This window comes from Limibacterium fermenti, from assembly GCF_041902845.1.
Lineage (GTDB): Bacteria > Bacteroidota > Bacteroidia > Bacteroidales > Dysgonomonadaceae > Limibacterium > Limibacterium fermenti.
Map to the genome: position 1 here is coordinate 4,076,538 of NZ_CP159486.1, position 20,045 is coordinate 4,096,582.

The following is a 20,045-nucleotide window of genomic DNA, read 5'->3' on the forward strand; positions in this document are numbered from 1 at the left end:
GTGTTTTTTCAAAAAATAAATGTGTCCTAAGTTACAATACATTTACTGATAATTATGTAATTGTTTCTCATAAGGCACATGAAATATTTGAAAACGAAGATTTAGATATTTTCAAAAATATATGTCCATCTGTTTTTGATAGTTTTAGGCAGTCTGGTTTTATAATTAACGACGAGATGGACGAACTTGGAGCTATTCGACTTGCAAATCGAAGGCAAACTTTTGCAAATCGAAACTATTTTCTAATGATATATCCGACTCAAGATTGCAATTTGAAATGTTGGTATTGTTATGAAACTCATGTGAAGAACACCTGTATTTCAAAAGATGTGATGAATGCGACAGTAAAACATATTGCAAATAAAATTGAGAGAAAAGAAATTGATTCTTTACATCTTACCTTTTTTGGGGGAGAACCATTACTTTTTTTTGATGCCACTGTTTATCCTTTACTTAAACAAGTGAATGAATTGTGTAGTAAAGCTGGGATTTCTTTTTACCCCTTTTTTGTTACAAATGGATCATTAATAACTGAAGATGTAGTCTTAAAGTTAAAACCTTTCAACCCCTTATTTCAAATAACTCTTGATGGCAATAAGCAAAAACATGATAAAGTAAGAATTGGCAAGACGGATAATTATCCGACCTTTGAAAAAATCATTTCAGCATTACAATTGATTTCTGATAATATTTCTTCTGAAAATTCTCTTGTTCCCCGTATAATTACTTTACGCCTTAACTATGATAATCAAACGTTGAAATATACGGACGAAATTATTGATGAGATTTCAAAGTTAGATAAAAGTAAAATATCTATTCATCTGGAACGTGTTTGGCAAACTAAAAACTCTGTCAATAAGGAACAAGTAGATGAACTCAAACAAACAATCGTGAAATTTTTGAAAGCAGGATTTAGGGTAGGACACGGAATTTTTGGACTTAGGCACGTTTCTTGTCCGGCAGAAGTGTATAATTATGCTGTAATCAATTATAATGGATTAGTTTATCGATGTAATGGAAGAAACTTGACTCCGAATACTGCTGAAGGAAAACTTCTCCCAGATGGAAGGATAGAATGGAATGAAGTTGATTTAATTAAACGCTTGTCAAGGCAAACTTTTGAAAATGACAAATGCCTAAAATGCGTAATGCTGCCTCAATGTATGGGGCCTTGCAGCCAAAAACAAATTGAAAAAGGATGGGGAAATATTGATGACATTTGCTCACTAAATGTGATAGACACTTCTTTGGAAGATTACTTAACTCTTGATTTTGAAGTTCGTTATTCATTGGGAAACAGCAATAAATTATAAATCATGTCTTTCCCTTTCACCAAGCAACCCGACTCAATGGACTGTGGCCCTGCCTGCCTGAGCATGGTCGCCCGGCATTACGGCCGGGACTATACGCTGGAGCGCCTGCGGGAGAACTGCTTCATCGGCCGCGACGGCGTCTCGCTGCTGGGCATCAGCCGCGCGGCGGAGAAGATCGGCTTCCACACCGTGGGCGGCCGCCTGACTTTCGACAAGCTGGCGGAAAAAGCTCCCCTTCCCTGCATCGTTCACTGGAACCAGGAGCATTTTGTGGTGGTGTACCGTATAAAGCACAACAGGAAAGGCGATGAAATAGCGGTGGCCGATCCCGGCAAGGGACTGCTCGCCTATTCCCGCGAGGAGTTCTGCGCTCACTGGCTCAGTACCCGCACGGGCGGCGAGGAAAAAGGCGTCGCCCTGCTGCTGGAACCGACCAATCTTTTTTATGAACAAGAGGGCGACAGCATTCCTTCCGGCAACCGCGTGCAGTTCCTCTGGAAGTACCTGGCGAAATGCCAGCGCTTCTTCGGGCAACTCATCCTGGGGCTGTTCATCGGCAGCCTCCTGCAACTCATCTTCCCTTTCCTCACCCAGGCCATCGTCGACACGGGTATCGCGGGCAGGGACATCGGCTTTATCTGGCTCGTCCTTATCGCCCAACTGATGCTGCTCTTCAGCCGCACGGCCATCGACTTTATCCGCCGCAAGATCCTGCTGCACATCAGCACCCGCATCAACGTGTCGCTCATCTCCGACTTCTTCATCAAGTTGATGAAGCTGCCCATGAAGTTCTTCGACACCAAGCTCACGGGCGACCTGCTGCAACGCATCGAGGATCACCGCCGCATCGAAAACTTCCTCACCAACCAGACCATCACGGTGTTGTTCTCCATCCTTACATTCGTCATTTTTTCAGCGGTGCTGTTCATCTACAATGTGCCCATCTTCGCCGTGTTCCTTGCCGGCAGCGTCCTCTACGGGGCGTGGATCATGATCTTCCTGAAACGGCGGCGGGTGCTCGACTACAAAATGTTCGAGCAGCAGGGCCTCAACCGCAACGTTACCTACCAGTTGATCACAGGCATGCAGGAGATCAAGCTGCAAGGCTGCGAACAACGCAAGCGGTGGGAGTGGGAGGATGTGCAGGCCGACCTTTTCGACGTGAACCTGCAATCGCTGAACCTGCGGCAGAGCCAGGAGGCGGGCGGCATCCTGATCAATGAGTTGAAGAATATCCTGGTGACGGTGCTGGCGGCCACGGCGGTTATCGAGGGCAACCTGACGCTGGGGATGATGCTGGCCATCCAATATATCATCGGGCAGTTGAACAGTCCGGTGGAGCAGATCATGGGCTTCATCTACCAGTGGCAGGATGTGAGCATCAGCCTCGACCGCATGAACGAGATCCACACCCAACAGAACGAAGAGAACGCCGACCGCACGGTAGCCGCGCTTCCGGCAGACCGTTCCCTCCGTATAGACGGGCTTTGCTTTAAATATGACGGGGCACGGCCGGACTATGTGCTGAAGGATATAAGGCTGGTCATTCCCCAGGGCAAGGTGACGGCCGTCGTGGGGGCGAGCGGCAGCGGCAAGACTACGCTGGTGAAGTTGCTGCTGGGGTATTATGCGCCTAATGAAGGACGTATCAGGGTGGGGACGACCGATCTGGAGGAAATGAACCTGGCCTGGTGGCGCACCCGTTGCGGGGCGGTGATGCAGGACGGCTACCTTTTTTCGGACACGATTGCCCGCAACATTGCCGTGTCGGACGACGAGATTGATGTGAAGCGGTTGCGTGATGCCGCCCGCGTGGCTAATATTGCGGAGTACATCGAGGCGTTGCCGTTGGGTTACAACACGAAGATCGGTCAGGACGGGCAGGGGGTGAGCCAGGGGCAGCGGCAGCGCATCCTGATTGCCCGGGTGGTGTATAAAAACCCGCCGTTTGTCTTCCTGGACGAGGCGACCAATTCACTCGACGCGAACAACGAGCGGGCGATCGTGGAGAACCTGGAGGCTTTTTACCGCGACAAGACGGTGGTTGTGGTGGCGCACCGCCTGAGCACGGTGAAGAACGCGGATCAGATCGTGGTGCTCGAGGGCGGTCGCATCGCCGAGACGGGTACGCATGCGCAGCTTACGGCTGCACGGGGAAAGTATTACGAACTGGTGAAGAATCAACTGGAACTGGGAGGCAGCTAAGACAAATAGACAAGGAGATAAAGGGACAGAGGGATAAGGAGACAAAGGGACAAGGAGACAGAGAGACAAGGAGATAAAGGTGAAATGAAGAAAGAGGATAAACAGATAGAATTGCGGAGCGAAAAGGTGCGGAACATCATCGGGCAGATTCCTGCGGTGATGGTGAGGTGGGGCACGGCGATGATCGGACTGGCATTGGCCGCGATGGTGGTTGCGGCGGCCATTATTCCTTACCGGCCGTCGGTGGATACGGTGATAACCGTCACGCAAGATGTGAGGGGAGAGTTGCACTATACGGCCGGGATACCGCAAAAAGAGCGGGCCAAGTTGCCGGAGTTTTCAGGAGTAAGTATTCGGTCATCGCCTTACGGTACGATCTTGCCGGAGTCCTTTACCATCACCGCCGTTTCCGATACGGCGGAATTGTCGGGGCGGGGAAGTGTATACCGGATAACCCTGCAACCGCAAGGCAATGTGGCTCCGAAAGTGGAATTGAAAACAGACCTTATCCTTCAGGGTAAGATTGAGATGAACAAGACCACGCTGCTGAAGTGGGTTATCGGCAAGATTCTCCCTGCCGCCTCTTAATAATCTCTTTCAATCTTCATCAATCTTCAAAAATCCCGGATTGCCCGGTACACTTTATAGATGGGTAGCCCCATTACATTGAAATACGAACCATCTATTTTTTCCACGCCCACGTAGCCAATCCATTCCTGCACACCATACGCACCGGCCTTGTCCATAGGCTGATATTTCTCTACATAATAATCGATTTCTTCGTCGGTGAGTTCTCCGAAAGTCACAGATGCCGTATCGGAAAAGCTGACTTGTTTTTCTTTTGAAGTGAGGCATACGCCGGTTACCACACGGTGAGTGTTGCCCGTCAATTTTCGCAACATCTGTTTGGCTTCTTCTTTATCGGCAGGCTTTCCGAGCACAAAGCCTTTAAGCAGCACCACGGTATCTGCTGTAATGAGCAGCGTATCGGTATCCATTTGAGAGTAATACGCCGAGGCTTTTTTCTTTGCCAGGAATTCCGGTATTTCTTCCTGTGAGATATTCGGAGGATAGGATTCATCAATATCCGGGAGTGTGTGAATTTCGTACGACACATCGATGCCGGAAAGTAATTCTTTGCGCCGCGGAGAGTTGGAAGCCAAGACGATGCGGTAAGGGGTGAGGATCATAATGCTTGACGTATCCGGACTAATTTCGATAAGAGGGATTCCAATTGCGATAGCGGCAGCATGTTTGCCCCGTCGGACTTGGCATGGAGCGGATCGGGATGGGTTTCTATAAACAGCCCGTCGGCGCCGACGGCGATGGCGGCTTTGGCGATGGTTTCGATCAAGCGGGGCTGTCCGCCGGTTACGCCTGACGATTGATTGGGTTGTTGCAAACTATGCGTCACGTCCATTACGACCGGAAACCCGAATTGTTGCATGGCCGGGATGGAGCGGAAGTCCACCACCAGGTCGCCGTAACCGAACGTTGTTCCCCGTTCCGTCAGCAAAACATTCTCATTGCCGCTGTCGGTTATTTTTTGTGCGGCAAAACGCATCGCTTCCGCCGATAGAAACTGTCCCTTCTTAATGTTGACGACTTTTCCGGTTTTAGCTGCTGCAATCAACAAATCGGTTTGACGGCACAGGAAGGCCGGTATCTGCAACACATCTACATATTCGGCCGCCAAGGCGGCTTCGTGCGCTTCATGGATATCGGTCACCGTAGGAATGCCGAAAGTCTTTCCTACCTTTTGCAAGATCTTCAGCGCTTTCTCATCGCCAATGCCGGTAAACGAATCCACTCGCGAGCGGTTGGCTTTGCGATAGGATCCTTTAAAGACATAAGGAATGTTCCACTTTTGCGTGATCGCGACGATTTGTTCCGCTATTCTCAGCGCCATCTCTTCATTTTCGATGACGCAGGGGCCGGCAAGCAGAAAGAAAGGCCCTGCCTTGAAAAAAGAAAGATTCATGTTTCGTTTGTTTAAATCGAGCCGAAAGATACGAAAAAAACATTTTATTTTACTACATTCGCCCGCAAAACGTATGGTATATGGAACTCGAGGTGTGTCTTTCGCCGGCTTTATATCCGGCTTATCGTCAAGAAAACGACAGGGTGATAGTGGTGGATGTTTTCCGGGCGACAACCACTATTTGTGCCGCATTTGCCAATGGTGCGCGCGCTATTATTCCCGTTGCCGGTATACAAGATGCCGAACGGTATAAAGCGCAAGGTTTTCCGGTCGGGGCCGAACGGAATGCCCGTAAATGCGATTTTGCCGATTTCGGAAATTCGCCTTTTGATGTGACTGCGGAAAAAGTCGGCGGCAAAACCATTGTTTTTACTACTACCAATGGGACACAAGCCGTAGAGGCGGCAAAAGATTCCGCTTATTTGCTTATCGGGGCTTTCTCGAATATCGATGTGTTGATGGAGAAATCGATTGAGTTTGGCGGGCGAGTTGTTATTCTCTGTGCCGGATGGAACAATCGGATAAATATAGAAGATACGCTTTTTGCCGGGGCTTTTGCCGAAAAGCTCATTCAAAAAGCGGTTATCCGCCGCCTTCCCGATTCCGTGCGTATCGCCCTGCATCTATGGGAAAAGGCGAAAGCCGATCCGTTGGATTTTGTAAAACAAACGGAGCATTATCAGCGTCTCATTGCCAATCATGCGGAAACCGATGCTCCTTTTTGTTTGCAACACGATACGTGTCCGGTTGTGCCATATTACGACAAAGAGAAAGGATGGTTATCGGTTTCCTGAAGTGATTTCCTTATAAAAAAACAGTTTAGTAGTGGATGGGTCGACATTTACGATTAAAATACCCACAGCCGAACCTATACGATGAAAGCGGCACGGCGACCAGAGAGAGGTGATAAAGGTATCGATCAATCGGGTGTCGTTTTTTAGGCGATCCGTTTCAATTCTCAAAATCGAACTCTTCGAAATCGAATGTATCCGTGAATTGCTCCAATTCCCGGCGATCTTTCTTGGTCGGCCGGCCGGTACCGCGTTGTCGATCCACAAAGCCGTTGATTTTATTTAATTCGAGAATTTCGTATTGATCCGGGGGAGTGACATTTTCCATGAATTGCGGAACCAACTTCGCGCCCATGCGCTTATCCGACAGGTCGAGGACTTTGAATGAGAACGTTACAGGAGGTTTTCGCACTTGGATGATTTCCCCTATGCGAATCATTCGCGAGGGTTTCACGGTTACATCCTGTATCATAACCCGTCCTTTTTTGCAAGAATCGGCTGCAATGGTGCGGGTTTTGAAGATTCTTACCGCCCATAACCATTTGTCAATTCGAACGTCTTCCATAATCGATGCTTTCCATAAAGCAGGTTTTAGCCATCTTATTTGTTATTATACTGATTCATGGTGATATTTACCCCGGCAAGGCAAAAACTACGAATCATATCCGAAGCGGTTTCCATCCGTTCGGGGAGAAGGAGTTTCTCTTCGTCCGAAAAATCGCTTAATACATAATCGATCTGCATTCCCCGGGGAAAATCATTGCCAATACCGAAACGTAGCCGTGCATATTGCTGTCCAATGAGTTCTTGAATGTTTTTCAGTCCGTTATGCCCGGCATCGCTCCCCTTGGACTTGAGTCGCAACGTTCCGAAAGGAAGCGATAGATCATCTACCACAACGAGTAACTGTTCATTCTCGATTTTTTCTTTTTGCAACCAATAGCGGACGGCATTGCCGCTGAGGTTCATAAAAGTCGACGGTTTGAGAAGGATAAGCGATTTGTTTTTCAGCCGCATCTCGGCCACAAAACCATATCGCTTATCCTCAAAAACAGCATTGGACGCCCTTGCAAAAGCGTCCAACACCATAAATCCTATATTGTGGCGGGTATTCTCGTACTCTCGTCCGATATTGCCCAATCCGACAATCAAGTATTTCATTTATTCGTTTCCTGTATGCTGTTTTTATTTTGCTGCTTCGGGTGCTTTTGCTGTTTCGGTTGTTGGTGTTGCAGCAGCTCCTCTTGCGGCACGGGTCAGTTGAACGCGGCATATAACGGCATTCTTTGCATTCAGCAGTTCCAATCCCTCATAATGAAGGTCTCCGACTTGAATGGTTTTGCCTAATTCCAGCTTTTCGACATTGATCTGCAATTCTTGAGGTAATTTAGCCGGAAGCGCTTTTACTTTCAGTTTACGGATGTCTAATGAAAGTTTACCACCGGCTTTCACGCCTGCGGCTAATCCGACTAAACGAACCGGTATATCAATAACAATAGGAGCATTGTCGAAGATATGCAGAAAATCCATGTGAAGAATCGTGTCTTTTACCGGATGAAACTGGATGTCTTTTACAATTGCGTGAATGGTTTTATCACCCAAGTTTAAGTTGACCAAAAATACTTCAGGGGTATAAATCAAATCGCGAACGTTTCTTGTTTCTACGACAAAATTTACATTTTCTCCTTCATGTCCTCCATAAACGACACAGGGGATAAGACCTTGCTTACGAAATGTCGAAGCCGCTTTTTTTCCGAAATCTTGTCTGATTTCGCCTTTTAATTCAAATGTTTTCATTTTTAATCTTGTTGTTTGTGTTACTCAAAATAAAGCTCTTTCTTTATTTCCCATCACACGGGAGCTTCTAAAAAAGCCGGGCAAAGGTAGTGATTATCTTTTTATTCCGCAAGCATTTGTTCCTTCTTTTTGAGTAACCGGGAGTATCGCTCCGAGCGATATCCCCGGTTGGGGTTATCCTTTTATATCGTAGTTTATATCGTAGTTTATATCGTAGTAAAGGCATTTGTTGACAAACGTTTCGTGCATTTCATTGGTATATTCCGAAAATTTGTCTACTTTTGTAACTTTAAAAAGTTCATTTCAACAATGATAAATAGAAACTTAATTCGTATAAGAATAGTCCAAATTATCTATTCGTGGTATCAAAATACGAATAAAGATTTGCTGAAAGCAGAAAAAAACCTTTTGTTCGCGCTGCAAAAGTCTTATGATCTTTATTATTATCTCTTGCTCTTGATGGTCGAGCTCACCCTTCTTTATGAAAACAGAGTCGAGACTAAACGGAACAAGTTTCTTCCTTCGGAGGAAGATTTGAATCCCAATACTCATCTGATAAATAATAAGTTTATTTCCCAACTTCGGGACAATCAACAGTTCAATGATTATTTGGGCGAGCGTCCCATGTCGTGGAATGAGCATGATGTATTTGTGAAAAATATGCTCGACGATATCTTGGCTTCAGATACGTATCAAAAATATGCCGCATTGGATCATCCGGATTATGATGATGATAAAGAGTTTTGGCGAAAAGTCTTCAAACAATTCATTTATATGAATGAGGCGTTGGACGATCTGCTCGAAGATGAATGCATTTATTGGAATGACGGGATCGATATCATACAGACATTTGTGTTGAAAACGATTAAAAAGTTTTCGGAAGAAAACGGCTCGAAGCAATCGCTATTACCGATGTTTAAAGATGAGGGCGATAAGAAATACGCGCTGGAGCTATTGAATGATGCGATTCACAATGAAGACAAGTATCGCGCGCTCATTCAAAAGACCACGGATAAGTGGGATTTTGACCGCATTGCCTTTATGGATATGATTATTATGCAGGTAGCCCTTGCCGAAATCTTTACATTCGAATCGATCCCGGCAAGTGTTTCACTCAACGAATATATTGAAATTGCGAAATTCTACAGCACCCCCAAAAGCAGTACGTTTATTAATGGAATTTTGGATGCTGTTGTCAAAGAGATCAGAACGGAAAATAGTATCGTAAAAATTTAATTCAAACAATTTAAAACGGTTATTCTATGAATATTTTATTACAAGCGGCCGGAGGTGCCGGCGGAGGAATGGGCGCTTCCCTTATTATGATGGTTGCCATTATCGCCATCTTCTATTTTTTCATGATTCGTCCCCAACAGAAAAAGCAAAAAGAAGTTGAGAAGGCTCGTAATGCCATCAATGTCGGCGACAAGGTGGTTAGCGCCGGAGGAATACACGGACGGGTAAAAGAAGTCGGCGATACTTGGTTTTTAGTAGAGGTAGCCGATGGCGTTAAGATGAAATTCGAAAAATCATCCGTCTATGCAGCGCCGTCGAATACAAAACCGAACGAAAAATAATAAAGGGTTGCGTATTGTATGAACTTGGCATCAACCATAAGGAAATGGAGACCGAGATTGAGAACGTATTTTTCCAACTTCCCTTGGAAAAATCTGTTCACTTTCTTGTTTTTTGTTCTATTGTCTTTTATCTTTTGGTTGATGTTCTTTTTTCAACGCGATATAGACGGGACGTATCGGATTCCCTTAAAATATACCCATATTGCCGATAATGAAATTTTCGACAGCCCCCTTCCCGAATTTCTGGAGATACGGGTATCGGGCAAAGGGTCGGAAATGTTTCGATTGGATCTTTCTAAAAGAGATTCCCTTGAAGTTAATGTTGAGGAATATAAACAAGACGGCATCGTCACATTACAGGGCAATCAATACATACAACTCATCGGGTCGCGGTTGCCCGGAAACGTTCAATTGCGGGGATATTCCCCGGCGAATATTTCATTGGTAACTTCCAAATTGCAAAATAAAAAGCTTTCCGTCGTCTTTGATGGGGAAATTACCACGAGTCGGGCAAACCTGGTGGCCGATACCGCGACATTTGTACCGCCTACCGTAACGGCTTATGGCGCTCAACGCGATTTGGATGAATTAACCGCCGCCATCACCGAATATACGGTTTTCGACAGAATTAAGGCTACGTCGCAGCTTTCTATAAAAATAAAGCCGGTCACCGGTGTGAAGTTTGTCCCCGATGCCGTGGAGATTTATATTCCCGTCAAAGAATATACGGAACGCACCATTGAAATCCCTATCACGTGCCGCAATCTTCCTCAAGATCGGGATGTGAAGTTCTTTCCTTCCCGAGCAAGCATCTCTTTTTCGGTCACGTTGGACGAATATAAGAACATTACCCCTGAGGACTTTCAAATTCAACTCGATTACCGCCAGTTTCACTCGAATGAGAATGGAAGAGTCGAGTTGGAGCTGACCAAAAGTCCGTCTTCGATTGTCAATACGCGCATTTCTCCCTCTTCCGTAGAATTTCTTTTTGAAGACAGATAATCATATTTCAAGGTCATGCTGAAAATAGGGATAACCGGAGGTATCGGAAGCGGTAAATCGATTGTAAGCGAGATTTTACGGCTTTATAATATCCCGGTCTTTGATGCCGATACGGAGGCTAAGAAACTGAACGACCGTTCACCGGTTATTCGCGAAAAGTTAATCGCCTGTTTTGGAAAAGAAGTGTATGACGAGAACGGGAAATTGAATCGAAAAAGATTTGCGGAAATCATATTTAAAAATCCCGATTATCTTCGTAAAGCGAATTCCATTATCCATCCGGAAGTAGCGAAAGCATTTTCTTTATGGGCCGAACAGCGGAATCAATATCCGATTGTGGCAATCGAAGCGGCGCTTCTTTTTGAGGCGGATTTTCAAGAGTATGTCGATAAGGTGATCGCTGTTTATTCTCCCGAAGCGCTTCGTATAGTGAGAATCCTCTCCCGCGACAATACGCAAGAGTCGGAAGTCCGTAAGCGCATGGAAGGGCAACTGCCGGAAGACGACAAACGGAGACGAGCGGACTTTATCGTCTATAACGATCCGTCGCATTCGCTTTTGCAACAAATTTCCGATATTTTTGCGCGCCTTTGTCCGCCCGGGGCATTTTAAAAGCGCTGGCTTGTTTGCGTATTTTAACTTTTACGTAAAGATTTTTTTTGTATGCATTGCTGTTGTAAAAATATAACTCTATCTTTGTAGCCGTAACAGGTTATTTTTAAAAATCAGAAGAAATGATTGAAAAGATTGGAACAAATGCCGGAAAAGTTTGGACTCAATTGGATGAAGTTGGCCGGCAGAATATTAAGGATGTCAAAAAAACGACAAAATTGACGGACAAAGATCTCTATGCAGCCATCGGTTGGTTGGCAAGAGAAGGTAAAATCTTCGTGGAAGAAGTGGAAAAAGACGTATTTATTTCGTTGAAATAAAGCATTCTTCATCGTTTAGTAAAAAAGAAATTATTAAAAAGCTGCTCAGAGCAGCTTTTTTTCTGTTTTTTTGTCATTAAAATCACTTTATATCTATTATCTTTGATGCAGCGAATCGAAAAGATACGTCGTTAAATTCTTTTTAATCCATTATAAATTCAATCATATGGAAGCATCACATTTAAACTCACAACTCGCCTCTTTATTCTTAAAAAGTCAGGTTTTTACCGATCATCTCTCGTGTGTGACCAAAGGCACCGATGCGGGATTATACAGGCTCATCCCGAAAGCCGTTGTAAAAGTGGATTCGGAAGATGAAGTCATTCGTTTGTTGCGATTTTGTCATCAGAATACGGTTCCGCTTACGTTTAAAGCCGCGGGCACCAGTTTGAGCGGACAAACCATATCCGACTCTGTTTTGATGGAGATCGGGCAGGGATTTGAATTTTCGACGATTACCGATAACGGCTATACGGCAACGTTCGGCTGCGGATTAACCGGTACTGCTGCGAATCGCTTGCTGATGCGTTACAAACGGAAACTGGGGCCGAAACCGGCATCGATTAACTCGGCAAAAATCGGCGGAATTATCGGCAATAACTCCAGCGGGATGAGTTACGGGATCAAATATAACAGTTACAATACGATCCGATCGATGCGCATTCTCTTTGCCGACGGAAGCGTGTTGGATACGGGCGACGAAGCCAGTCGCAAGAGTTTTGCCGAAACGCATCCGGCTTTGATCAAAGAAATAACCGATATTCATCGCGAAGCGGTCGGCAATGAGTCGATACGAAATAAAATAGCGACGAAGTTTCAACTGAAAAACACGTGCGGCTACGGCGTCAATTCTTTAATCGATTTTGAAGATCCGATCGATATCATTCAACATTTAATGATCGGGTCGGAGGGAACGTTGGGGTTTGTTTCGCAAGCAACGTTCGAAACGGTGCACGATGCGCCGCTGAAAGCCACGGCAATGATTTATTACCCCAGTTTGCGCGAAGTGTGTAATGCGATCGTTCCGTTGAGGAATTGTGAGGTTATGGCTGCCGAGTTAATGGATCGCAACGCCATGCGCGCGGTGGAAGACGAACCGGGAATGCCCCCCGAGTTGAAAACCCTTCCCGAAAATGCCGTCGCTTTATTGATCGACACGTCGGCCGACGACGAAGAAACCCTCTTCGCGCAAATGCAGGATATCGAGGCCAAGCTCAGCCATATTCCCACGCTATTTCCGATCAAGTTTACAACCGATAAACATCTGTACAACTCTTATTGGAGTGTGCGTAACGGGCTGTTTACTTCGGCTGCGGCCGGAAGGCCTGTCAATACGGCCTCTATTATCGAAGATATTGCTTTTGACGCCGAAGTGTTGGGCGATGCGCTGGTCAGCGTCCGCGAATTGCTTGTGCGTTCGGGGTATGCCAATGCCGTTATGTGGGGGCATTTGCTTGACGGGAATGTTCATTTTACGGTTTTCCCTGATATTAATTCGCCCGACGGAGTGGAAAAATACGGGCAGTTTATGCACGAACTGTGTGAGATGGTTGCTGTGGCGTATCATGGTAGCCTGAAAGCAGAGCACGGCACCGGACGTAATATGGCGCCCTTTGTCGAACAAGAATGGGGAACGGATATTTATGCGCTGATGAAGCGGATTAAAAAGGCTTTCGATCCGATGAATGTTTTAAATCCCGGAGTCCTTATTAATGAAGACAAAGAGATTTTCATTAAAAACCTCAAGAATATTCCTTCGGCGAATCCGATTATCGATAAGTGTATCGAATGCGGATTCTGCGAAGTGAGTTGTCCTTCGAAAAACCTCACCCTTACGCCCCGTCAACGCATTGTGGCTTACCGCATGTTGGTGGATGAAGCGAACGCGAAGAAGAACGGAAAAGCCGTGCGAGAACTGGCCAAGCAGATTTCTTATCCATTAGATGAAACTTGTGCCACCGACGGATTATGCAGCATCGCTTGCCCCGTGGGGATTAACACCGGCACGTTGGTGAAAGAGCTGCGTTGGCAGAATAACGGGCGCTTTTCGGGTAACGTGGCGGAAGCTATTGCCGATAATATGGGGAATGTGACGGCTTTGATCCGTTCGTTGCTGAACGTGCCCCATTCGCTCGCCCATGTGATAGGATACGGGAATATGGAAAGCATTACCAAAGGAATGTATAAGCTTTTTGACGGCGGTTTTCCTCTCTGGACGCGGCAAACACCTTCAGCGAGCCGTAAGATCAAACGAAATATTTTCCCCGTGAGCGCCGAATCGCCGATGGTGGTGTATTTTCCGTCGTGCATTACCCGTTCGATGGGAGGTCCCGGACACGAGGGGTACGGCAAGCAAGAAGATGTGCCTTCGGCCATGATTTCTCTCCTGAATAAAGCCGGTTATAATGTGATCATCCCTGAAAACAAAGATCGGTTGTGTTGTGGAATGGCTTTCAGCAGCAAAGGCTTCCGGAAACAGGCGAAACAAAAGGAAACAGAACTCGGTGAAGCGTTGATGCAAGTCAGTCGTGGAGGGGAATTGCCCATCGTGTGCGATATGAGCCCCTGTTTACTTCATATGAAAGAAACGCTCGATCCGAAACTTCGGTTATACGATCAAGTGGAATTTATTCATGACTTTTTGTTGGATCATCTTCAAATCAATAAACAACCGATATCGGTGGCGATTCATACCACCTGCAGTTCCACGAAAATGCAATTGCAGCAAAAGCTGTATCATGTAGCTTCGGTTTGTGCGCAGAAAGTCGTTGTGCCCGATAATGTCGGTTGCTGCGGATGGGCCGGCGATCGCGGGTTCTTCTATCCCGAATTGAACAACTCGGCGTTAGCGCCGCTGAAGCAAGAGATATTGGATGCCAAGGAGGGGTATTCGAATAGCCGCACGTGTGAAATCGGATTATCGATCAACAGCGGTATTTCTTACCGGTCGCTCGTCTATCTTGTGAATAAGGCGAGCAGCCCTCTTCTTTCCTAACGGATACATTCTTTTTATTATTGCAGGGAATCTTTCGTATATTTGCTGAAAAATCAGGTTATGGAAACAATTAAAATTGACATACTCAATCCGAAAGCCAGATTGTTGCTTGAGAACTTGGCTGATTTGGATTTAAAAAGATAAGCATATAAAAAAGGTGGTATCGCGTTTAGCGATCCACCTTTTTTAATTATTATCGAGTTTTACAATTATTATTTCAGTTTCCGGTAACCATATACGGCGCGGTCGCCCAACTCTTCTTCGATGCGAAGCAATTGGTTGTATTTTGCCATACGGTCGGAACGGCTCAACGAACCGGTTTTGATCTGACCCGAATTGGTTGCCACTGCAATGTCGGCGATGGTAGCATCTTCGGTTTCGCCCGAACGGTGCGACGTTACGGTGGTATATCCGTTGCGTTGAGCCATTTCGATAGCGTTCAACGTTTCGGTCAATGTGCCGATTTGATTTACTTTAATCAAAATCGAGTTACCGCATCCCTCTTTAATACCTTTTTCCAGGAAGTCAACGTTTGTAACGAACAAGTCGTCACCCACCAACTGGCATTTGCTGCCGATACGGTCGGTAAGCAATTTCCATCCGGCCCAATCGTTTTCGTCCATTCCGTCTTCGATAGAGTCGATCGGATATTTCGCAATCAATTGTTCGAGATAGTCGGCTTGTTCGGCGGAAGTACGTTTTTTACCATGAGCGCCTTCAAATTTGGTATAGTCATAGATACCATCTTTATAAAATTCCGAAGAAGCACAGTCTAAAGCAATCTTCACATCTTTTCCGGGTTCATAACCGGCATTCCGGATCGCCGTCAGGATCGATTCGAGCGCTTCTTCCGTTCCTCCGGCAAGGTTAGGAGCGAAACCGCCTTCGTCACCTACGGCAGTGCTTAATCCTTTATCGTGAAGAACTTTCTTCAAAGCGTGGAATACTTCGGCGCCCATCCGCAACCCTTCTTTGAAAGAAGGAGCGCCAACCGGACGAATCATAAATTCCTGGAAAGCGATGGGAGCATCGGAGTGAGAACCCCCATTGATAATATTCATCATGGGAACAGGCAATACATACGTATTGGTTCCGCCGATATAACGATACAAAGGCAAGCCGAGATAGTTTGCGCCGGCTTTTGCTACCGCTAAAGAAACGCCTAACAAAGCATTTGCGCCGAGGTTCGATTTTGTTTTTGTTCCGTCGAGTTCGAGCAGTTTTGCATCGATTTTCGTTTGTTCCAATACGTTCAATCCCACCAAAGCAGGAGCAATCACGTCGTTGATGTTTGCAACGGCTTTCAATACGCCTTTGCCGCCATACCGTTTTTTGTCGCCGTCACGAAGTTCGAGCGCTTCATTTTCACCGGTAGATGCGCCGGATGGCACGGCTGCACGGCCGAAAGCTCCGGATTCCGTCAACACGTCTACTTCGACTGTCGGATTCCCTCTTGAATCCAAAATTTCACGTCCTAAGACACTAATAATCCTCATGTTTTTTTGATTTTTTTATGCTAATACTAATGATCTATTATTTATAAGAGAAACCTTAAACCGAACACATACAGTTCTATGCGTTTCGTGCGCAAAGATACTTCTTTTTCCGTTAAAACACGAAACGTCTTGCAAGAAAAAATATTAAAATGGAGGTTGAAGAGAATTACAAATTACAAATTACAAATTACGAATTGCGAATTACAAATTACGAATTACGAATTACAACTGAAGCCAAAGGATTAAAGACTGAAGACCGGCAGCCGATGACTTATCCTATTGGAAAGAAGTAAACAGAATGCTGATGTTGGACGTCAGCAGTTTTACCGAAATGGCCATGAGCACCACGCCGAAGAACTTGCGTAAGATAAATACGCCCCCCACTCCCATGATTTTTTTTACCACATCTACATACCGCAATACCAAATAAACAATTACCATGTTCAATAATACGGCGATAATGATGTTAATCGAGTGGTATTCGGCACGCATGGAGAGAAGGGTCGTAAACGTACCGGGTCCGGTGATTAAAGGGAAGACTATCGGTACGAGCGTGGCCGAGTTGTCGGATTCGTCCGGGCTTTCGTTTTTGAATATTTCCACTCCGAAAATCATCTCGATGGAAATGATGAGGATCACCAGCGCCCCTGCGACCGCAAAGGAAGAAACATCGACCTGGAAGAGTTTCAAAATCCATTCCCCGACAAATAAGAATAACAGTAAGATGAGGAATGAATAAGCGGAAGCTTTAAACGGCTCGATCTTCTTGCCTTTACTTCTCAGGTTGAGAAATATAGGCACCGATCCTGTAGCGTCGATAATAGCAAACAAGACCAAAAAAGCACTTATTATTTCTAATGCGTTCAACCCGAAAAAATCCATAGCTGTAGAAGAATGAAACTTTATACTTACATTTTGTCTGCAAAAGTACACTTATTTATACAATAATCCAATTATTTTTTTGCTGTCGGTCGTCGGTCTCCGGTCATCAGTCTCCGGTCTGTAGTCTGCAGCCTTTTGTCTTTTGTCACGGTTCTTATCAAAATAAAATCAGTATCTTTGCCTCTTATCATCATTCAAAGACAAAAGACAAGATGAAAAAGATTTTTATATTCCTTTTATTTATGACGACAATAGCAACAGGGAAGGCCGGCGACAATCCGTTTCTCCGGCCTTTCGACACGCCGCACGGTACCGCACCGTTCGGCTTGATCAAAACGGAGCATTATGAACCGGCTTTCGAACAAGCCATTCGCGAACATCAGCAGGAGATCGACCGGATCGTGGCGGATACCGCGCCTGCGACATTTCGGAACACGATTGAAGCAATGGAATTTAGCGGTCAGTTGCTTACCCGCGTGAGCAGCGTTTTCTTCAATTTATTGAGCGCGGAAAGTAATGACGAAATGATGGCTGTTTCGCAGCGCTTAAGCCCCAAGCTTTCGAAGCATTCGAACAATATCAACCTGAATGAAAAACTGTTCGAGCGAATCAAGGCGGTCTATGATGCCCGCTTGACATCGGGACTTACGCCTGAACAGATTCGCCTTACGGAAGAATATTACGATAATTTCGAGGATAGCGGCGCGACGCTTTCGCCCGAAAAAAAACAGGTCTACCGGCAACTGTCGGAGGAACTGAGCAAGGCGACTCTCGAATACGGGCAAAACAACCTGAAGGAAACCAATGCGTTTGAGATGTTGTTGACGAACGAAGCCGATTTGGCCGGCTTGCCCGAAAGTGTGAGAGAGGCTGCCGCATCGAAAGCCAAGTCGAAATCGAAAGAGGGCTGGCTGTTTGACTTGTCGGCGCCGAGTTACATCGGATTGATGAAGTATTCCACCCGCCGCGACTTGCGCCGCAAACTGTATATGGCCTACAATACAAAGAGTGTGAACGGCGGCGAGTTCGATAACAAGAGGCTGGTGCAACAAATCGTGAACCTCCGCTTGCAGATCGCCAACTTGTTGGGTTATAAGAATTATGCCGACTATGTGTTGAAAAACCGCATGGCGAAAAACCAACAGAGCGTGTTTACCTTGCTCGACCAACTGGCTGCCGCATACGGTCCTGTGGCGAAGCAGGAGGTGAGCGAAGTGCAGGCGTTTGCCGCCGAAACGGAAGGGGCGGCGATCGACATCCAACCGTGGGACTGGAGCTTTTATGCCGATAAACTCAAGCACAAACGATATGATTTGAACGACGAAAGGGTGCGTCCGTATTTCGAACTGGAAAACGTGAAGAAAGGCGTGTTCGGCATCGCAACCGATTTATACGGGCTTACCTTTGTGAAGAATGACGCCATCGCGGTGTATCATCCCGAAGTGGAAGCGTTTGATGTGATGGACGAAAACGGTGCGTTTCTGGCCGTCCTATACACCGACTTCCACCCGCGCGACGGGAAACGTTCGGGCGCATGGATGACCTCGTACAAAGAACAATATATAAAGGATGGGGCAGACAGCCGCCCGCAGGTGTCGATTGTCATGAATTTTACCCGCCCCACGGAAACGAAACCGGCGCTGCTGACGTTCGACGAGGTGGAAACCTTCTTGCACGAGTTCGGCCATGCCTTGCACGGCATGCTGGCCAAAAGCGCCTATCCGTCGTTGTCGGGAACGAACGTCTACCGCGATTTTGTGGAATTGCCTTCGCAACTGATGGAAAACTGGTTGGTGGAAAAAGAATACCTCGACCGTTTTGCGTTCCATTACCAAACCGGAGAGAAAATGCCGCAGGAATTGGTGCAGAAAATTATCGACGCATCGAATTACACCACCGGCTATTTGTGCTTGCGCCAATTATCGTTCGGGTATCTGGATATGGCTTGGTATACACTCGAAAAACCATTCGACGGCGACGTCCGCGCATTCGAGCAAACGGCTATGCAGCGCGTGCAACTCATGCCCGTTGTCCCCGAAGCGTGTATGTCGACGGCCTTCGGGCACATCTTTTCGGGAGGCTATGCCGCCGGCTATTACAGTTATAAATGGTCGGAAGTGCTCGACGCCGACGCCTTTTCGGTGTTTAAGAAAAACGGAATCTTCGACCGTAAGACGGCACGATCGTTCCGGACGAACATTCTTGAAAAAGGAAATACCGAAGATCCGTCGAAACTTTACCTGCGTTTCCGCGGGCAGGAACCCTCCATCGATGCGTTGCTCGAACGGAACGGGATACGGCAATAGAAGGGCTAGAGGCTGGAGACAATGACAAATGACAAATTACAAATTACAAATTACAAATTACGAATTACGAATTACGAATTACGAATGAGATCTAAAGACCAGTGACCGAAGACCGGTGAATGGAGACCTTTTTTTACGTTTAATTGTCTTTTTTCCCCTGAAATTGAAAAAAAAAGACGAATTATGTCGCTACCAATGATTTTATTCCTATCTTTGTCCGTGCAAAAGTATTTAAAACAGGATGGTTGGCAATTTAGTTTCTTTACATTAACCTGTTAAGTCATTTTCTAACTTCTCTGGTCTAATTTCTTTGTGCAGAATTTTTTAGTTTATTTATTATTAATTTTTTTACATGAACATTTTTGTAGCTGGCTTAAGTTATCAAATAACTGATGCCGATTTAAAAGAACTTTTTGAGGAATATGGAGAAGTTTCCTCAGCAAAAATTATTTCCGACAGAGATACCCGTCGTTCAAAGGGTTATGGCTTTGTTGAAATGGCTAATGATGCCGACGGACAACGTGCAATTGATGAACTCAATGAAGCAGAGTACGACGGACGTACCTTATCGGTATCCGTAGCTCGTCCCCGTCCCGAAGGCGGCAGCAGCCGTGGAGGTAACCGCGGCGGTGGTTATGGTAATCGCGAACGCAGCAGATATTAATATATCTCTCGATAGGTTTAAAGAAAAAGACTGCATCCCGAAAGAGGATGCGGTCTTTTTTGAATTGCCTCATCTCTCATCCATCTCCTTCATACTTCATACAT

The 20,045-nt window shown here is 45.9% G+C and carries 19 protein-coding genes; 12 read left to right on the forward strand and 7 right to left on the reverse strand.

Annotated elements, in window-relative coordinates; translation table 11 throughout:
- Positions 1-176: 176 nt before the first annotated feature.
- The 3 genes from ABNK31_RS17465 (at position 177) to ABNK31_RS17475 (ending at position 4,106) form a co-directional block, all read left to right on the forward strand.
- The gene (locus tag ABNK31_RS17465) at positions 177-1,313 is read left to right on the forward strand and encodes a radical SAM protein (RefSeq protein WP_418893697.1); all 1,137 of its coding nucleotides are present in this window, start codon (positions 177-179) and stop codon (positions 1,311-1,313) included.
- A 3-nt stretch (positions 1,314-1,316) separates the two neighbouring features.
- Positions 1,317-3,518: a peptidase domain-containing ABC transporter gene (locus ABNK31_RS17470; RefSeq protein ID WP_418893698.1), complete on the forward strand. Its 2,202-nt coding sequence runs from the start codon at positions 1,317-1,319 to the stop codon at positions 3,516-3,518.
- Between the two features lie 84 nt (positions 3,519-3,602).
- Complete coding sequence (locus ABNK31_RS17475) at positions 3,603-4,106, forward strand: hypothetical protein (RefSeq protein ID WP_418893699.1); 504 nt, start codon at positions 3,603-3,605, stop codon at positions 4,104-4,106.
- Between the two features lie 26 nt (positions 4,107-4,132).
- On the opposite strand, the gene ABNK31_RS17480 is transcribed toward ABNK31_RS17475, so the two are convergent.
- Both ABNK31_RS17480 and kdsA read right to left on the reverse strand, forming a co-directional pair.
- Positions 4,133-4,708 (reverse strand): Maf-like protein, encoded by a 576-nt coding sequence (locus tag ABNK31_RS17480; protein WP_418893700.1) that lies wholly within the window; start codon positions 4,706-4,708, stop codon positions 4,133-4,135.
- Positions 4,705-5,499 (reverse strand): 3-deoxy-8-phosphooctulonate synthase, encoded by a 795-nt coding sequence (gene kdsA, locus ABNK31_RS17485; protein WP_418893701.1) that lies wholly within the window; start codon positions 5,497-5,499, stop codon positions 4,705-4,707. Before kdsA ends, ABNK31_RS17480 begins: the two co-directional genes overlap by 4 nt.
- 80 nt (positions 5,500-5,579) lie before the next feature.
- Here kdsA and ABNK31_RS17490 point away from each other — a divergent pair, with 80 nt between their 5' ends.
- Positions 5,580-6,293 carry a 2-phosphosulfolactate phosphatase gene (locus ABNK31_RS17490; protein ID WP_418893702.1) on the forward strand — a complete coding sequence of 238 codons (714 nt, stop codon included), beginning with the start codon at positions 5,580-5,582 and terminating at the stop codon, positions 6,291-6,293.
- 157 nt (positions 6,294-6,450) lie between these two features.
- On the opposite strand, the gene ABNK31_RS17495 is transcribed toward ABNK31_RS17490, so the two are convergent.
- Genes ABNK31_RS17495 through ABNK31_RS17505 form a run of 3 tightly spaced genes read right to left on the reverse strand, consistent with a single transcriptional unit; the run spans position 6,451 to position 8,087 of the window.
- Positions 6,451-6,855 carry an RNA-binding S4 domain-containing protein gene (locus ABNK31_RS17495; protein ID WP_418893703.1) on the reverse strand — a complete coding sequence of 135 codons (405 nt, stop codon included), beginning with the start codon at positions 6,853-6,855 and terminating at the stop codon, positions 6,451-6,453.
- Positions 6,856-6,890: 35 nt separating this feature from the next.
- The gene (pth, locus tag ABNK31_RS17500) at positions 6,891-7,451 is read right to left on the reverse strand and encodes an aminoacyl-tRNA hydrolase (RefSeq protein WP_418893704.1); all 561 of its coding nucleotides are present in this window, start codon (positions 7,449-7,451) and stop codon (positions 6,891-6,893) included.
- Positions 7,452-7,475: 24 nt separating this feature from the next.
- Complete coding sequence (locus ABNK31_RS17505) at positions 7,476-8,087, reverse strand: 50S ribosomal protein L25/general stress protein Ctc (protein ID WP_418893705.1); 612 nt, start codon at positions 8,085-8,087, stop codon at positions 7,476-7,478.
- Between the two features lie 309 nt (positions 8,088-8,396).
- Between ABNK31_RS17505 and nusB the strand changes: the two genes are divergently transcribed.
- From nusB to ABNK31_RS17535, 6 genes are all read left to right on the forward strand, one after another.
- Positions 8,397-9,323, forward strand: coding sequence for a transcription antitermination factor NusB (gene nusB / locus ABNK31_RS17510; RefSeq protein WP_418893706.1), 927 nt, complete (start codon positions 8,397-8,399; stop codon positions 9,321-9,323).
- Between the two features lie 26 nt (positions 9,324-9,349).
- Positions 9,350-9,664, forward strand: coding sequence for a preprotein translocase subunit YajC (yajC, locus tag ABNK31_RS17515; protein WP_418893707.1), 315 nt, complete (start codon positions 9,350-9,352; stop codon positions 9,662-9,664).
- A 57-nt stretch (positions 9,665-9,721) separates the two neighbouring features.
- Positions 9,722-10,666 (forward strand): hypothetical protein, encoded by a 945-nt coding sequence (locus tag ABNK31_RS17520; RefSeq protein ID WP_418893708.1) that lies wholly within the window; start codon positions 9,722-9,724, stop codon positions 10,664-10,666.
- A 15-nt stretch (positions 10,667-10,681) separates the two neighbouring features.
- Positions 10,682-11,278: a dephospho-CoA kinase gene (coaE, locus tag ABNK31_RS17525; protein ID WP_418893709.1), complete on the forward strand. Its 597-nt coding sequence runs from the start codon at positions 10,682-10,684 to the stop codon at positions 11,276-11,278.
- A 122-nt stretch (positions 11,279-11,400) separates the two neighbouring features.
- A complete protein-coding gene (locus tag ABNK31_RS17530) occupies positions 11,401-11,598 on the forward strand; it encodes a winged helix-turn-helix domain-containing protein (RefSeq protein ID WP_418893710.1) in 198 nt (65 codons plus the stop codon).
- Positions 11,599-11,764: 166 nt separating this feature from the next.
- Positions 11,765-14,593: an FAD-binding and (Fe-S)-binding domain-containing protein gene (locus ABNK31_RS17535; protein ID WP_418893711.1), complete on the forward strand. Its 2,829-nt coding sequence runs from the start codon at positions 11,765-11,767 to the stop codon at positions 14,591-14,593.
- A 212-nt stretch (positions 14,594-14,805) separates the two neighbouring features.
- On the opposite strand, the gene eno is transcribed toward ABNK31_RS17535, so the two are convergent.
- Together eno and ABNK31_RS17545 are read right to left on the reverse strand one after the other, a co-directional pair.
- A complete protein-coding gene (gene eno / locus ABNK31_RS17540; RefSeq protein ID WP_418893712.1) occupies positions 14,806-16,089 on the reverse strand; it encodes a phosphopyruvate hydratase in 1,284 nt (427 codons plus the stop codon).
- A gap of 276 nt (positions 16,090-16,365) precedes the next feature.
- The gene (locus ABNK31_RS17545) at positions 16,366-16,971 is read right to left on the reverse strand and encodes a MarC family protein (RefSeq protein ID WP_418893713.1); all 606 of its coding nucleotides are present in this window, start codon (positions 16,969-16,971) and stop codon (positions 16,366-16,368) included.
- Between the two features lie 242 nt (positions 16,972-17,213).
- Between ABNK31_RS17545 and ABNK31_RS17550 the strand changes: the two genes are divergently transcribed.
- Positions 17,214-19,277, forward strand: coding sequence for a M3 family metallopeptidase (locus tag ABNK31_RS17550; protein WP_418895442.1), 2,064 nt, complete (start codon positions 17,214-17,216; stop codon positions 19,275-19,277).
- Between the two features lie 352 nt (positions 19,278-19,629).
- The gene (locus tag ABNK31_RS17555) at positions 19,630-19,941 is read left to right on the forward strand and encodes an RNA recognition motif domain-containing protein (RefSeq protein WP_418893714.1); all 312 of its coding nucleotides are present in this window, start codon (positions 19,630-19,632) and stop codon (positions 19,939-19,941) included.
- The last annotated feature ends 104 nt before the right edge of the window (positions 19,942-20,045 follow it).

Excerpts from the sequence above, each read along its gene's own strand:
- ABNK31_RS17495 (WP_418893703.1), bottom strand. The coding sequence starts at position 6,855 with ATGGAAGACGTTCGAATTGACAAATGGTTATGGGCGGTAAGAATCTTC.
- ABNK31_RS17475 (WP_418893699.1), top strand. The coding sequence starts at position 3,603 with ATGAAGAAAGAGGATAAACAGATAGAATTGCGGAGCGAAAAGGTGCGG.
- ABNK31_RS17465 (WP_418893697.1), top strand. The coding sequence starts at position 177 with ATGGACGAACTTGGAGCTATTCGACTTGCAAATCGAAGGCAAACTTTT.
- nusB (WP_418893706.1), top strand. The coding sequence starts at position 8,397 with ATGATAAATAGAAACTTAATTCGTATAAGAATAGTCCAAATTATCTAT.
- yajC (WP_418893707.1), top strand. The coding sequence starts at position 9,350 with ATGAATATTTTATTACAAGCGGCCGGAGGTGCCGGCGGAGGAATGGGC.
- ABNK31_RS17555 (WP_418893714.1), top strand. The coding sequence starts at position 19,630 with ATGAACATTTTTGTAGCTGGCTTAAGTTATCAAATAACTGATGCCGAT.
- pth (WP_418893704.1), bottom strand. The coding sequence starts at position 7,451 with ATGAAATACTTGATTGTCGGATTGGGCAATATCGGACGAGAGTACGAG.
- ABNK31_RS17530 (WP_418893710.1), top strand. The coding sequence starts at position 11,401 with ATGATTGAAAAGATTGGAACAAATGCCGGAAAAGTTTGGACTCAATTG.
- ABNK31_RS17545 (WP_418893713.1), bottom strand. The coding sequence starts at position 16,971 with ATGGATTTTTTCGGGTTGAACGCATTAGAAATAATAAGTGCTTTTTTG.
- ABNK31_RS17480 (WP_418893700.1), bottom strand. The coding sequence starts at position 4,708 with ATGATCCTCACCCCTTACCGCATCGTCTTGGCTTCCAACTCTCCGCGG.
- kdsA (WP_418893701.1), bottom strand. The coding sequence starts at position 5,499 with ATGAATCTTTCTTTTTTCAAGGCAGGGCCTTTCTTTCTGCTTGCCGGC.
- ABNK31_RS17550 (WP_418895442.1), top strand. The coding sequence starts at position 17,214 with ATGACGACAATAGCAACAGGGAAGGCCGGCGACAATCCGTTTCTCCGG.
- ABNK31_RS17535 (WP_418893711.1), top strand. The coding sequence starts at position 11,765 with ATGGAAGCATCACATTTAAACTCACAACTCGCCTCTTTATTCTTAAAA.
- ABNK31_RS17505 (WP_418893705.1), bottom strand. The coding sequence starts at position 8,087 with ATGAAAACATTTGAATTAAAAGGCGAAATCAGACAAGATTTCGGAAAA.
- eno (WP_418893712.1), bottom strand. The coding sequence starts at position 16,089 with ATGAGGATTATTAGTGTCTTAGGACGTGAAATTTTGGATTCAAGAGGG.
- ABNK31_RS17490 (WP_418893702.1), top strand. The coding sequence starts at position 5,580 with ATGGAACTCGAGGTGTGTCTTTCGCCGGCTTTATATCCGGCTTATCGT.
- coaE (WP_418893709.1), top strand. The coding sequence starts at position 10,682 with ATGCTGAAAATAGGGATAACCGGAGGTATCGGAAGCGGTAAATCGATT.
- ABNK31_RS17470 (WP_418893698.1), top strand. The coding sequence starts at position 1,317 with ATGTCTTTCCCTTTCACCAAGCAACCCGACTCAATGGACTGTGGCCCT.